Genomic DNA, 11,685 nt, shown 5'->3' with positions numbered 1-11,685 from the left:
GGTGCATTTGGGTGAATCAGACGTCGACGCGGTCGCCGATGACCGAGAGGAGCTGGAGCTTCTCGTGGCTCTCGGTGCCCGGCGCGGCCGTGAAGACCAGCAGCGTCTGGGACTGGTCGGGGTCGAGCAGCGTCTGGCACTGGACCTCGAGGATCCCGAGTTCGGGATGGCTGATCCGCTTGAACTCGGGGTAGCCGGCGGTGATGTCGTGCTCGGCCCAGATCGCGGCGAACTCCGGGCTGGTTTTCAGGAGGGTCTCCACCAGCGCCGCGGACCGCGAGCCTGGGCCCTCGAGCCGGTACGCGTCCCGGAGCTTGGCGGTGAAGGCCCGCCCGTGCATCGGGTGGTCCTCCTCGGGGTAGATCAGCCGCGAGCGTGGATCGGTGTACCAGCGGTAGACCGTGCTCCGGGCCATCCCGGTGAACTTCAGCTGGTCGCCGAGCAGCGCGGTGGCCAGCCGGGTCTGCCGGAGCGTCTCGCCGAGGCGGGTCAGGACCAGGGCCGGGGTGTCGTCGAGCCGGTCGAGGATGCGCATGATGCCGGGGTTGATGTGGTCGGACCGGAACGCCCGCTGCGGTGCGGTGTGCCCGGCGAGCTGGAACAGGTAGTCCCGCTCGTCGAGGCTCAGGTGCAGGCCGCGGGCGATCGCCGCGAGCATCTGCTCGGACGGGTTCGGCCCGCGCTGCTGCTCGATCCGCGTGTAGTAGTCGGTCGACATCCCGCACAGCGCGGCGACCTCCTCGCGGCGGAGCCCGCCGGTGCGCCGCCGGGAACCGCGGGGAAGGCCGACGTCCTCCGGCTGGAGCGCCTCCCGGCGCGCCCGGAGGAACTCCGCCAACTGTGCCCGGTCCGTCATGGCTCCAGCATGCCCCCGGCCGCGGTGAACAGTAAGGACGCGATCATCCAGGGATCTTTTGTCCCTGCCTACCGACCCATCCGGCGCGCGGGCGGCTCCGAATAGCTTCCGACGGCGGCGGAATTCGAGGAGGCTCGCAGGCATGGAACGCTGGCGGCGCGCTCAGGGTGCGCCGGAGAAGTCACCGGCCGATGCGCTCGGGTCGATGCTGATCGAGGTGGGGCGGGGCGACGACGACGCATTCACCCGTCTCTACGACGAGGTCGCTCCGCGCGTCTACGGGCTGGTCCTGCGGGTGGTCCGCGACCCCTCGCAGGCCGAGGAGGTCGCCCAGGAGGTGCTCGTCGAGGTCTGGCGCACCGCGGCCCGGTTCGATCCGGCGCGCGGGACCGCGTCCGCCTGGATCTTGACGTTGGCGCATCGGCGGGCCGTCGACCGGGTGCGGTCGGCCCAGGCCGCGTCCGACCGCGAACAGCGGGCCGCGGTGCCGGAGGCACCGGCCTACGACGCGGTGGCCGACGAGGTGGCCGGTCGCCTGGAGCACCAGCAGGTGCGACGGTGCCTACGCGGGCTGACCGACGTGCAGCGGGAGGCGATCACGCTCGCGTACTACGGCGGGCAGACGTACCGCGAGGTGGCGGCGACGCTCGACCTCGCGGTACCGACGGTGAAGACACGAATGCGTGACGGGCTCATCCGGCTGCGCGACTGCCTCGGAGTGGGCCGATGAACGAACACCCGGACCTGCTGAACGGCGCCTATGCGCTGGACGCGGTCGACGACGTGGAGCGGGCGGCGGTCGAGCGGCACCTGCGGACGTGCGAGGCGTGCGCCGAGGAAGTGGCCGAGTTCCGCGAGGCTGCTGCTCGGTTGGGAGCGGAAGCGGTACCGCCGGCCGGGATGCGGGACCGGGTGCTGGCGTCGGCCAGGGCGACGCGTCAGCTTCCCGCGGTGGTACCGGGTGGCTCTCGGCGGCCGCGTGGGCGTTTCTTGGTCGCGGTGGCGGCGGCGGCCGCTGTGTTGGCGGGGGCGGTCGGGGTGACGTGGGCGGTGCAGCAGGAGCGGGTGAACGACCAGCGGGCCCGGGTGGTGGCTCTGCAGGAGGAGACCGCGAGGGTGCTGGCCGCGCCGGACGCGAAGCGCGCGGTGTCGGCCGACGTTCGAACCGGCCGTTTCACGGCCGTGTACTCCGCGTCGCAGCGAGCGGCCGTGCTCACGTACGACGACCTGGCCCGCACGCCGGACGGGAAGACGTACCAGCTGTGGCGGGTGGACGGCGGGGCGGCGACGTCGTTGGGGGTGCTGAAGCCGGGGGTGCGCAGCGGTTCGCTGGTCGTGCGGAACCTCGGACCGGGGGATGCGCTGGCCGTGAGCCTGGAGGATGAGGGCGGCGCCGAGGGGCCGACCGACATTCGCGCGACCGTGGGAGTGGCCTGATGAACGTGGACGAGCTGAGGGGGCTGGCGCTGGCGCTGCCGGAGGCGGTCGAGGTCGAGACGTGGGGGCATCCGACGTTCCGGGTGCGGAAGAAGATGTTCGCGTCGTGCTCGGCGGATGGGAGCGCCGACCCGACGGCCACGTTCAAGGCGACGTTGGGGGAGCAGGGAGCGCTGGTGGCGTCGAACCCGGAGGTTTACGGGGTGCCGGGGTACGTGGGGCGGCACGGGTGGGTGCAGGTTCGGTTGGAGGGCGTCGATCCCGCGGCGATGCGGGAGCACCTGATCGACGCCTGGCGAGCCACCGCGCCCAAGAGCGTGGTCGCCAGGTCCGGCCTTTAGGCGGCAGCTCGCGTGGCTCGTCTCCACTGGTCGGTGCGGCGGGCCGCCGACCGTTTCCAGGCCTCACCCACCGCTGCCGCGCGCTGGGCCGACCGCGACCGGCAGGCCACGACCGCGATCGACAACCGCTCCCGCCTGTCCTATACCGAAATCCTCGCCAACTAGAAGGAGGAGACCGCCACCGGGTTCTGGGCCCGGGGTTTATTCACTGTCTGGATTAGGCGAGGTCCCTGGGGTTACGTTCAGCAACCTGCAGACCCTGCGATACCTGCAGCGCTCCGCAACGTCGAGCCCAGCTTGTGCCTACCTACGCTCGTAGCCCTTGGGAGGCGATCCGCAGCGCCATATAGGTCTGCGGCACTCACTCAACCCGCCGCGTCGAGTGAGTGAAGCGCAAAGTAGCGTTCCCACGCTGCGATGCATCGGCGAGCCAGATCGAGCGCATCCACCTTTCCACCCTCCCCGGCCGGCGTCGACCATTCGAGTTCGGCCCTGGGATGATGGCCGCCGTGGATCCATGCGACCTGTGCGGTAACCGGGTCTTTTCCCCTTACTCGCGTATGGTGCTTAGTTGTCTGCGCCATTCCATCGCAGAGGCGAAGATCTGCATCCTCGTGGACGAAATCCATGGCGTTCGACGAACCACCTCCATGGGTGAGCCAGTCTGCGAGCTCTTGGCAGTCCTTGAAGAAGGCCTCGACGTATCGGCGCATTGTCTCGTTATTGACGCCAGGCCCGGCATACACCGCTTCCAGTTGCCGAAGGTCGGACTGAGTATCGCGCCACTTTTGCTGCCACGGCCGTCCGGGGTGATAACCGACGCTTGCGGTGGCGGTTAGTACGGCGGACGCTGCCATCACGACCGAGCCGTAGACCGTCGCATCTCGCCGGCCGCCGCCGCACTGGGGACACGGCCCACCCACGGGCACGTCAACCAGCATTTGGCCACAGTCGAGGCAACTCATCACGGTGGAGCAGTCTAGGGCCCTGCGCGTTTGACGTCTTCTTGGATGAGGCAGCCCTCAACCAGGTGAGAACTTTCTCCACATGGTCAAGTCGCCACGGCCGCCCGGGAGCATGCGGCCTGGCGGCCGGTCCCCAGGGCGACGCAGCAAGGCCCAGTGGCTGTCTTGCTCTGTACTGTGCTACTTACCCGTTGCAGGAGCCAAGTGAGCTCTGATGTCAGCCGACAGTCAGGACTCCGATTCCCTGAACGTCCAGGTTATCGACGAGAGCGAGGATCACGACTCGATTCCTAACCTGGAGCCACTTTCATACTTCGGAACTAACTTTGACGTTCACGGACTTGTTAGGCGCCTAAACGAAGGCGACATACTAGTCCCTAACTTTGACCCCGCCCCCGAGTCAGAGTCCGCCTTTCTGGCTTCCAGCGGAAGTTCGTTTGGAAGAAGTCCCAGATGGATCGATTTATCGATTCACTTCTATTGCGCTTTCCTGTTCCGGGAACTCAGCAGGCGTACGCGCAGCAACAGGGGACTGCGGACAGTGATCTTCTAAAGCGGGTGCCGGCAGTTCGAATCTGCCCGAGGGCACGTCTGTTCTTGCAGTTCACGTACGTCGGCGGTCCGCATCTGGTCCGCACCAGCGATGTCGTCGAGGCGGTCCGCGAGGGTGTCAAGGTCGTCGCCGAACAGGCCCGCGTAGACGAGGACTTCGGCGAGCCGGACACCATATGGCCGTTGATGTCGACGACCGACCGCTCGACGTGGATGCGCCGCCGGGCGAGGTCGACGTCCTGGACCCGGAGCGCGGCCAGCTCCCCGAACCGGAGCCCGCAGTAGGCCAGGACGTGAACGAGTGTCTTGTCGGGGCCGGCCGCGTCGGCGAGGTCGCGGACCTGGACCACGGTCAGGAACCGCTTCGACGGGCGGTCCGCTCGCGGCAACCGGACGCCCTTGGCCGGGTTCGTGGACAGCCGCCGGTACCGGACCGCCAGGTCGAGGATCTGGCTCAGAACGCGGTGCGCCTTATGCACCGACCGCGCGCCGAGCCCGTCGTTCGACAGCCGGACGCCCCAGGCCGCCACATCCGCATGGTTGACACCCGAGAGTGGGACGCGCTCCCAGTGCGGATGAATCTGGTTCCGCAGCACCGAGGCGTACCGCTCACGCGTCGACGGCTCGAGCTGAACCTGTGCAGCGAACCAGCCGGCCGAACACTCGCCGACAGTAATTTCGCTGAGCGCCGGGTCGATCCAGTCGCCGCGGGACGGCGCCGCCCGCATCGACGACAGCCAGCGCTCGGCCTCCGCCTTCCTGTCGAAGTGCTTGGCATGCTCCTCGCCGGTGGCGTCCCGGTACCTCGCCCGCCACCTTCCGTTCGGACGTTTCTCGACGCTCATCAGGCCACCTGCTTTCCAAGCCAGGCACGGACGTCGGCCGGGTCGTACTTCAGGAAGCGACCACCCGGTAGGGCTTCGGGCCGATCTGACGGTGGTGCCACTGGTGGAGGGTCCCGACAGGAACGCCGAGTTGGGTCGAGGTCTCGGTGATCGACCAGAGCCGGTCGGCGTGCGGGTCGAGGCGCGTGATGGGGGTAGGTGTCGTGCGGCTCCCTTCTGGTCGGAGTTGATGTGCTCGCGGGCGATCTCCCGCTGTTCGCGCGCTCGCGCCGCTGCGGACGCGGCGAGGGCGGCGTCGCCGTCAGTGAGGTGGCCGAAGCCGACGAAGGCCCAGGTCGACACGACAAGCGTGGTGTCGTCAACTGGGCCCCTGTTCCTGTGCTCGATCCCGACGAACTCCTTCTGCTGGCGGCTCTCCCCGACCGTCGACCAGAATGAGCCGGCAGTCGAGCGAAGGAGCGGCGTGTGCGATCAGCAGATTGCACTCGGCCCTTGGCGCGCGGCGAGGACTACCGGACTGTGTTCGAGCACTCCAAGCCGCGCTTCGACCTGGAGAAGGAACGTCGAGCACGACTTGACGCCGGGATGGGCGAGTACCTCAACGCCCTCGACGTCTACCCAGACGCGCGCGAGTGCCTCGCCGAGCTACGCGAGGCCGGGTACTTCGTCGGCATCGCCGGCAACCAGACTGTTCAGCTCACCGATGTCAGCGGTCACCGTCCCGACGAAACCGTTGCCGGGATTCGCTTGGTGGCCGAGGAGGGGCAGCGCCACTGGCGCTGATGAGCACCGCCGGACAGGCCGGAGACACATCCCTGTTCCGGTCGACGACCGAGGCGATCCCGGGCCAACTGAGCCTGCCTGCGACGACGTGGGCTACCGGCCGAGAGCCCGGAACCGGCCGACCGAATTAGCCAGCGCAAACGCCAGCTGACCAGCCATTCACAAGCCCCCAACATCTCCGCCTCGCTAGAGCACGACGCCGACGGCGCCGGTTACTTCGGTACGGCGGTGATCGGCGCGTCTCCGGCCAGGACGGCCAGGACGTTGTCGACGGCCAGCGACGTCATGGCCCGGCGCGTCTTCGCGGTGGCGCTCCCCACGTGCGGTGTCAGCACGACCCGATCACCGCACGCGATCAGATCCGGATGCACGTCGGGCTCGTTCTCGAACACGTCGAGACCCGCTCCCGCGATCTCGCCCGCCCGCAGGGCGGCAGCCAGCTCGACCTCGTTCACCAACCCACCGCGGCCGGTGTTGACCAGAATCGCCGACGACTTCATCGCCGCCAGCGTGTCCCGGTTGATCAGGTGCCGGGTCTCGTCGGTCAGCGGAGCGTGCAGGCTCACGACGTCCGCCGTGGCCAGCAGCTCCTCGAGCGGAACCCGGGACACCGGGAACCCCACCTCGTGCGATGACCGCGCCGTGTAGAGGACGTTCATCCCGAACCCCAGGTGCGCCCGCCGGGCGACCGCCTCGCCGATCCGGCCCAGGCCGACGATCCCGATCGTCGTCCCCGAGATGTCGATCCCCATCGGCTCGTACAGCAGCCGGAACGGACCCGTGCTCCCGGACGCCCGCACCGAAGCGTCCGACGACGGCAGGTGCCGGGCCACCGCGAGCATCAGCGCGATCGTGAGGTCGGCGGTCGCGTCGGTGAGCACACCGGGCGTCCGGGTCACGACCACGCCGGCGGCCGACGCGGCCGCGACGTCGATGTTGTCGAACCCGGTGGCGATCGTCGCGACGATCTTCAGCGTCGTGCCCTCGAACACCGAAGCGGAGAGCCGGTCGGAGAGCTGCGACAGCAGCGCGTCGGCTCCCGCGGTCCGGTCGCGCAGCTCGTCGGCCGTCAGGCCGCGCGGCGAGGAGAGCTCCTCCACCTCGTGCCCGGCGGCCCGCAGCCGCTCCACCTGGTCCGCGTGCACCGGCTGCGTGACGACGATCTTCATGGCGCCTTGCTTACCAGGTGTCCGGTGCCCGACGGTCACCAGCGGGCAATCCCGACTTCTCAGACTTGACTCGTTCCAGATACCGACTGATGCTTGATCCGTGGTCGACGACAACACGCGAGCCCTGCTGCGCGAATCCGGTCTGCGCGTGACCGCGCAGCGCGCCTCCGTGCTCGAGGCGCTCCGCGTCGAGCCCCACGTGACGGCCGACGTCGTCGCGCGCCGGGTGCGGAGCGAGGGCGTCGCGATCTCGACCCAGGGCGTCTACGACGTGCTCGACGCGCTCACCGCGGCCGGGCTGACCCGCCGGATCGAGCCCGCCGGCTCGCCCGCGGTCTACGAGACCCGCGTCGGCGACAACCACCACCACCTGGTCTGCCGCTCCTGCGGCGTGATCGTCGACGTCGAGTGCGTGGTCGGTGAGGCCGCGTGCCTGATGCCGTCGGACAACCACGGGTTCGCGGTCGACGAGGCCGAGGTCGTGTTCTGGGGGCTCTGCCCCACGTGTCAGATTCCGACCTAAGTAGCAACGGGCCGCGACCTGCGAGCGATGTGCCCACGGCCGGGAACGCCGATCGTGGAGACATGGACACGCTCACCAAGCACGGTCGCACCTACCACCTCGCGAAGACGTCGACCCTGCACCTGGGCCGCTCGCCACGCCACGGCGACATCACGACCCCGGCCGGCACCTGGCCGGTCGAGGTCACCAAGTTCCGGGGCGTCGCGGTCCGGGCCGGCAACTCGGTCCGCCTCGACCCGGCCGGCGCGATGCTCCCCGACGGCCCCGCCCAGTGGAAGCCCGGCCGCCACTCGGCCGAGCTCACCCGCGACGGCGCGCGGATCGTCGTCCGCGAATCGGGCTGGTTCCGGAAGACGGCGACGGTCGAGGTCAGCGGGGCCTGGGCCGACCGCGACCTGGTCGTGCTGACCGCGTGTTTCGCGGTGCTCGCGCAGGCCCGCCGCCGGCAGCGGACGATGATCGCGGTCGCGGCCGCGACCAGCCACGGCTGAGGTCAGGCCGGCCAGCGCGGGTCGCGGCCGGTGAGGCCGAGGATCCGGTCGAGCAGCGGCGCGTCCGCCGCCACCAGCACCTCCGGACCGTAGAGGTCCATCTCCCGGCCCTGCTTCGCGGTCGCTCCGAGACCTTGGTGGACGACTTTCAGCACGGCATCGTCCCAGGTCACGGGTTGTCCGGTCGCTCGCGCGACGTCCCAGCCGTGCACGACGAGCTCGCCCAGCACCATCTCGCCGACCAGCGACGCGGGCATCTCCATCGGGCCGCCCATCCGGGTGGTTCCGGCCCAGGCGTCGGGTTCGCTCCAGGCGTCGACGAGTTCGTCCAGGGTCGCGTCGGAGCTCCCGGGCTCGACCAGTTGCTTGCGGGCCGCTCCGACCAGCGACGGGCGCCAGTACGACAGGTGCTCCAGCAGCGCGTGCACGTCGTACTCGCGGCACGGCGTCGGCGCGTCGAGCTGTTCGTCGCCGATCGCGGCGATGATCTCGGCGGTCGGGCCGACCGCGGCGGATACCAGGGTGTGCATGGTCGCCAACCGTAGGAGTCGCTGGTCAGGGCTGTCTTGAACAAACGCGACTAGGTTCGACGTGTGGATGCGCGTGGGCTCCGGGGCGGGTGGGCGTCGTTCCAGCGGCACTCGTCGGTGCCGCCGTCGCCCGACCTGGCGCCGTTCGTCGACCACTACTGGATCGCGCGCTGGGACCTCCGCGGTCAGCCCCCTTACCGGCAGCTTCTGCCGCCGACCGTCGGCGTCCACCTGTCGTTCGTCGGCGAGGAGGCCGGAGAGGTGCGCGGGCCGCTGCGCCGGTTCCATCATCGGACCTTGGCCGGCGAGGGCCGCGCCCTCGGGGTGGCGTTCCGGCCGGGGGGCTTCCGGCCGTACCTCGGCGGGCCGGTGTCGGCGATCGCCGACCGGTCCGTGCCGATGGACGCGGTCTTCGACCGCGCGGTGGTGCTGCCGTCCGCTCTGGCCGACGAGCAATTGGTGGACGAGGTCGAGCAGGTCCTTCGCGCGGACCGACCGCCGGTCGACCCGGCGGGCCGGGAGGCGTCGGCGGCGGTGGACGTGATCGCCGCGGACCCGGCGCTGACCCGGGTCGACGCGCTGGCATCCCGGCTGGGCGTCGGCGTGCGGTCTCTGCAGCGGCTGTTCGCGGAGTACGTCGGGGTGGGGCCGAAGTGGTGCATCCGGCGGTACCGGCTGCTGGAGGTGACGTCCCGGCTGGCTGACGGGGCCGCGGTGGACTGGGCGGCGCTGGCGGCCGAGCTGGGGTACGCGGATCAGGCGCATTTCTCGCGGGACTTCACGGCGATCCTCGGTGAGCCGCCGAGCCGGTACGCGCTGCGTTACTGAAACAGCCATGCCGGGTCGAACTCGCGGCTGAAGTCGTCGCAGGGTGCGGGGTCGTTGATCCGTCCGGATCGGACGTCGACGAGCGTCACCCCGGCCTTCTGCAGGAGCGCGAGGTGCGCGGCCCAGGCCGGGTGGCCCCAGAGCGCGCCGCTCACCAGCGGGACGATCGTCAGCGGGGTGCCGCTGGAGAGCGCCTCGCAGACCAGCCCGGCGGCGTAGTTGTCCATGATGCCGGTGGCCAGCTTGTTGATCGAGTTGAACGTGGCCGGGCAGACGATGACCCGGCCGGGCGTCGGGAAGCGCTTCGGCTCGCCCGGGCGGCGCTGCTCGACGAGCGGGGCGACGCCGGTGACGCGCTCGACCGCGTCGGCGTCGACCCAGTTCATCGCCTCCCGGGTGGCGACGACGCGGACCTGCCAGCCGCGGTCGAGGGCCGCCGTCGCGAACTCGTGGACGCGCGCGGCCAGCGGCGATCCACAGGCGACGACGGCCAGGTAGTCACTCATCGAAGTGCTCGCGGAGGGCCTCGAGCTGCTCGACGGTGAGGTACGACGGGTTCGAGCCCTGCGGCTGGCGGAAGATCTCGAGGTCGTGCAGGCGGGGGTCGGCGCGCAGTTCGTCGCGCGGGACGCGGGCGTGCTCGGGGGCGATCGTGAGGTCGAGCGGGACGTGCCAGCGGCCGTCGTCCGGGTCGAGCTCCGGCTCGCCGGCCAGGGCGCCGAGGCCCCAGAACCCGACGCGCCGGCCGTCGCGGCCGCTGGCCCAGAACACGACCGGTTGGCCCGGGCGCATCAGACGGGTGCGGTAGCTCGGCTGGACGCACCACTGCGAGACGCGCGGCTCTTCAGCGAACCGGGCGGCCAGGTCGGCGCGGTCGGCGTTGCCTTTGAGGAGCCAGGCGCCAAGAGGTTGATTCCGGAGGGACACGTTCGCGATTCTATCTTGTACACTCGTCCCAACCATAGGTACTATCAGAGCACCGGGTCGCGACAAATTTGAGAGGGAGACGTGGCAGAGCATTCCTACCGCCGGATCGCGGTGGACTTACGGGAGCTCATCGGCAAGGGAGCGTTCGCGCCCGGGAGCATGCTCCCGCCCGAGCCGAAGCTCGCCGAGCTGCTCGAAGCCCAACGAGGCCCGATGCGCCAAGCCCTGGCGCTACTGGCCCGAGAGGGAACGATCGAGGTGATCCCCGGTCACGGGCGCAGGGTCGCGCCCCCCGAGCGCCGCAATGGCGTCCAGCGGACGGCGTACCGGGTGGTCATGGACGGCTTGCGGGAGCGCCTCCTGGCGGGCGAGTTCGGTCCGGCTGATCGGCTACCGAGCGAGTCGAAGCTGATGGAGCAGTACGGGGTGTCCCGCAACACGATTCGCCGGGCGTACCAGGAGCTCCAATTCGAGGGCGTGGTCGTCGTCCTACACGGCCAGGGCGCGTACCGGGCCCCGGATTAGCGAGAGGTCGGCGAAGCTGGTCCGGGCCCCAGCACGCGGCCGGATCCGTCAAGGGGCTGCGTATCCGGCCCACCCGGGTCGGACCGGACCGACCTCGCGATCGATCCCACCGGGCAAGCGCGGACAAGCCAGTTCTATGACGCGACGCGCGACCGAGGCCGACCGCCGGCCTCGACCGGCGGACCGCGAACAGCGAAGCGCTGCCCGGTGGCCGCCCGCCGGGCGAGGTGTTTCGAGCGTTCGGGATCGTCGCGGCGATCGCGGGCCGACGCAGGGCGGCGAGGGATGCGGTCAGGTCGTGTCCGCAGCCGGCCTCGCCCCAGCCTGGCGACCGGGGCGTCGTCGAGCGGCCGCAGCCGTTGCGGCTTGTCTGCGGACTGACCGTCGGTCGACCAGACGGTCATTGGCCGGCCCCGCCGCCGACATCTCCGACCTCCGCGAGATAACCCGATCGCCTCACCCGCGACCGCAGCGCCCCGGGCCGCCCGTACGCGGGGAGCCCTTCATGCCGCCCCGCGCCCGCGGGCGCCGGCGGCGCGCTAGCGCGCCCGAACGACGCTCGAGTCCTCGGGGTAGGTCCGCGCGATCTACCCGACCGCATCATCGTGAACCCGCGCGTGGTCAGCACCCGATCCCCGGGGCCGTCCGCAGCCGCTCATACGCGGTATTTCACGACCCGTGTCTCCCGCGGAATCTCGCGCGCCGGCGCATCGGTCCGCAGCTTCCGAACGACCGCGTTCAAGACCGGCCGGTGAGCCTTCCACCGGCCACCCGACCGGCGCTGACCGGTAACAACGACGCGATCCTGACCTCGTCGACGAACCACCCCGGCGCCGGTGCGGTCGTTGGCGAGGAGGCATGGGTGGCTACGTTCGGATCGCGGTGGGTCGTCGAGCGGACGGGTTGAGGAGCG

General features: G+C 70.2%; 18 protein-coding genes. 11 read left to right on the top strand and 7 right to left on the bottom strand.

Annotated features, from left to right (window positions below; translation table 11 throughout):
- Positions 1-16: 16 nt before the first annotated feature.
- Complete coding sequence (locus tag FL583_RS07630) at positions 17-856, bottom strand: helix-turn-helix transcriptional regulator (protein ID WP_142703765.1); 840 nt, start codon at positions 854-856, stop codon at positions 17-19.
- A 142-nt stretch (positions 857-998) separates the two neighbouring features.
- Here FL583_RS07630 and sigK point away from each other — a divergent pair, with 142 nt between their 5' ends.
- From sigK to FL583_RS40005, 4 genes are read left to right on the top strand one after another with little or no spacing between them, the layout of a single operon-like run.
- Entirely contained in the window at positions 999-1,586 is a 588-nt protein-coding gene (gene sigK, locus FL583_RS07625) for an ECF RNA polymerase sigma factor SigK (protein WP_142703764.1), read from the top strand.
- Complete coding sequence (locus FL583_RS07620) at positions 1,583-2,293, top strand: anti-sigma factor (RefSeq protein ID WP_142703763.1); 711 nt, start codon at positions 1,583-1,585, stop codon at positions 2,291-2,293. Before sigK ends, FL583_RS07620 begins: the two co-directional genes overlap by 4 nt.
- Positions 2,293-2,634, top strand: coding sequence for an MmcQ/YjbR family DNA-binding protein (locus FL583_RS07615; protein WP_142703762.1), 342 nt, complete (start codon positions 2,293-2,295; stop codon positions 2,632-2,634). Before FL583_RS07620 ends, FL583_RS07615 begins: the two co-directional genes overlap by 1 nt.
- Before the next feature lie 12 nt (positions 2,635-2,646).
- Entirely contained in the window at positions 2,647-2,799 is a 153-nt protein-coding gene (locus FL583_RS40005) for a hypothetical protein (protein ID WP_170323538.1), read from the top strand.
- A gap of 200 nt (positions 2,800-2,999) precedes the next feature.
- Here the strand turns inward: FL583_RS40005 and FL583_RS07610 are convergent, their stop codons facing one another.
- Positions 3,000-3,575, bottom strand: a complete 576-nt coding sequence (locus FL583_RS07610) for a hypothetical protein (RefSeq protein WP_142703761.1) — start codon at positions 3,573-3,575, stop codon at positions 3,000-3,002.
- Positions 3,576-4,102: 527 nt separating this feature from the next.
- Positions 4,103-4,996, bottom strand: coding sequence for a tyrosine-type recombinase/integrase (locus FL583_RS07605; RefSeq protein WP_142703760.1), 894 nt, complete (start codon positions 4,994-4,996; stop codon positions 4,103-4,105).
- A gap of 231 nt (positions 4,997-5,227) precedes the next feature.
- On the opposite strand from FL583_RS07605, the gene FL583_RS07595 reads away from it, so the two are divergent.
- On the top strand, positions 5,228-5,434 hold the full coding sequence (locus FL583_RS07595) for a hypothetical protein (protein ID WP_142703759.1): 207 nt from the start codon (positions 5,228-5,230) through the stop codon (positions 5,432-5,434).
- A 54-nt stretch (positions 5,435-5,488) separates the two neighbouring features.
- Positions 5,489-5,779, top strand: coding sequence for an HAD family hydrolase (locus tag FL583_RS07590; RefSeq protein ID WP_142703758.1), 291 nt, complete (start codon positions 5,489-5,491; stop codon positions 5,777-5,779).
- 212 nt (positions 5,780-5,991) lie between these two features.
- Here FL583_RS07590 and FL583_RS07585 read toward each other — a convergent pair whose 3' ends face one another.
- Positions 5,992-6,948: a 2-hydroxyacid dehydrogenase gene (locus tag FL583_RS07585; protein ID WP_142703757.1), complete on the bottom strand. Its 957-nt coding sequence runs from the start codon at positions 6,946-6,948 to the stop codon at positions 5,992-5,994.
- A 100-nt stretch (positions 6,949-7,048) separates the two neighbouring features.
- Between FL583_RS07585 and FL583_RS07580 the strand changes: the two genes are divergently transcribed.
- Both FL583_RS07580 and FL583_RS07575 read left to right on the top strand, forming a co-directional pair.
- Positions 7,049-7,471: a Fur family transcriptional regulator gene (locus tag FL583_RS07580; protein WP_142703756.1), complete on the top strand. Its 423-nt coding sequence runs from the start codon at positions 7,049-7,051 to the stop codon at positions 7,469-7,471.
- 62 nt (positions 7,472-7,533) lie between these two features.
- Positions 7,534-7,962 carry a hypothetical protein gene (locus FL583_RS07575; RefSeq protein ID WP_142703755.1) on the top strand — a complete coding sequence of 143 codons (429 nt, stop codon included), beginning with the start codon at positions 7,534-7,536 and terminating at the stop codon, positions 7,960-7,962.
- Between the two features lie 2 nt (positions 7,963-7,964).
- Here FL583_RS07575 and FL583_RS07570 read toward each other — a convergent pair whose 3' ends face one another.
- Positions 7,965-8,492 (bottom strand): TIGR03086 family metal-binding protein, encoded by a 528-nt coding sequence (locus tag FL583_RS07570; protein ID WP_142703754.1) that lies wholly within the window; start codon positions 8,490-8,492, stop codon positions 7,965-7,967.
- 63 nt (positions 8,493-8,555) lie between these two features.
- Between FL583_RS07570 and FL583_RS07565 the strand changes: the two genes are divergently transcribed.
- Positions 8,556-9,320, top strand: coding sequence for an AraC family transcriptional regulator (locus tag FL583_RS07565; RefSeq protein WP_142703753.1), 765 nt, complete (start codon positions 8,556-8,558; stop codon positions 9,318-9,320).
- Here the strand turns inward: FL583_RS07565 and FL583_RS07560 are convergent.
- Positions 9,314-9,826, bottom strand: coding sequence for a flavoprotein (locus tag FL583_RS07560; protein ID WP_142703752.1), 513 nt, complete (start codon positions 9,824-9,826; stop codon positions 9,314-9,316). The genes FL583_RS07565 and FL583_RS07560 overlap by 7 nt on opposite strands.
- The gene (locus FL583_RS07555; RefSeq protein ID WP_205751917.1) at positions 9,819-10,247 is read right to left on the bottom strand and encodes an EVE domain-containing protein; all 429 of its coding nucleotides are present in this window, start codon (positions 10,245-10,247) and stop codon (positions 9,819-9,821) included. Before FL583_RS07555 ends, FL583_RS07560 begins: the two co-directional genes overlap by 8 nt.
- A gap of 81 nt (positions 10,248-10,328) precedes the next feature.
- Here FL583_RS07555 and FL583_RS07550 point away from each other — a divergent pair, with 81 nt between their 5' ends.
- Together FL583_RS07550 and FL583_RS40000 are read left to right on the top strand one after the other, a co-directional pair.
- Entirely contained in the window at positions 10,329-10,772 is a 444-nt protein-coding gene (locus FL583_RS07550) for a winged helix-turn-helix domain-containing protein (RefSeq protein ID WP_142703750.1), read from the top strand.
- Between the two features lie 751 nt (positions 10,773-11,523).
- Positions 11,524-11,679, top strand: a complete 156-nt coding sequence (locus FL583_RS40000) for a hypothetical protein (protein WP_170323537.1) — start codon at positions 11,524-11,526, stop codon at positions 11,677-11,679.
- Positions 11,680-11,685: the final 6 nt, after the last annotated feature.

The sequence above is a fragment of the Cryptosporangium phraense genome (genome assembly GCF_006912135.1).
In the GTDB taxonomy this organism is placed as follows: Bacteria; Actinomycetota; Actinomycetes; order Mycobacteriales; family Cryptosporangiaceae; genus Cryptosporangium; species Cryptosporangium phraense.
This window is presented reverse-complemented; position numbering and strand designations above follow the sequence as displayed.

Coding starts and splice junctions, on each gene's coding strand:
- FL583_RS07630 (WP_142703765.1), bottom strand. CDS start 856: ATGACGGACCGGGCACAGTTGGCGGAGTTCCTCCGGGCGCGCCGGGAG.
- sigK (WP_142703764.1), top strand. CDS start 999: ATGGAACGCTGGCGGCGCGCTCAGGGTGCGCCGGAGAAGTCACCGGCC.
- FL583_RS07620 (WP_142703763.1), top strand. CDS start 1,583: ATGAACGAACACCCGGACCTGCTGAACGGCGCCTATGCGCTGGACGCG.
- FL583_RS07615 (WP_142703762.1), top strand. CDS start 2,293: ATGAACGTGGACGAGCTGAGGGGGCTGGCGCTGGCGCTGCCGGAGGCG.
- FL583_RS07610 (WP_142703761.1), bottom strand. CDS start 3,575: ATGCTGGTTGACGTGCCCGTGGGTGGGCCGTGTCCCCAGTGCGGCGGC.
- FL583_RS07605 (WP_142703760.1), bottom strand. CDS start 4,996: ATGAGCGTCGAGAAACGTCCGAACGGAAGGTGGCGGGCGAGGTACCGG.
- FL583_RS07585 (WP_142703757.1), bottom strand. CDS start 6,948: ATGAAGATCGTCGTCACGCAGCCGGTGCACGCGGACCAGGTGGAGCGG.
- FL583_RS07575 (WP_142703755.1), top strand. CDS start 7,534: ATGGACACGCTCACCAAGCACGGTCGCACCTACCACCTCGCGAAGACG.
- FL583_RS07570 (WP_142703754.1), bottom strand. CDS start 8,492: ATGCACACCCTGGTATCCGCCGCGGTCGGCCCGACCGCCGAGATCATC.
- FL583_RS07560 (WP_142703752.1), bottom strand. CDS start 9,826: ATGAGTGACTACCTGGCCGTCGTCGCCTGTGGATCGCCGCTGGCCGCG.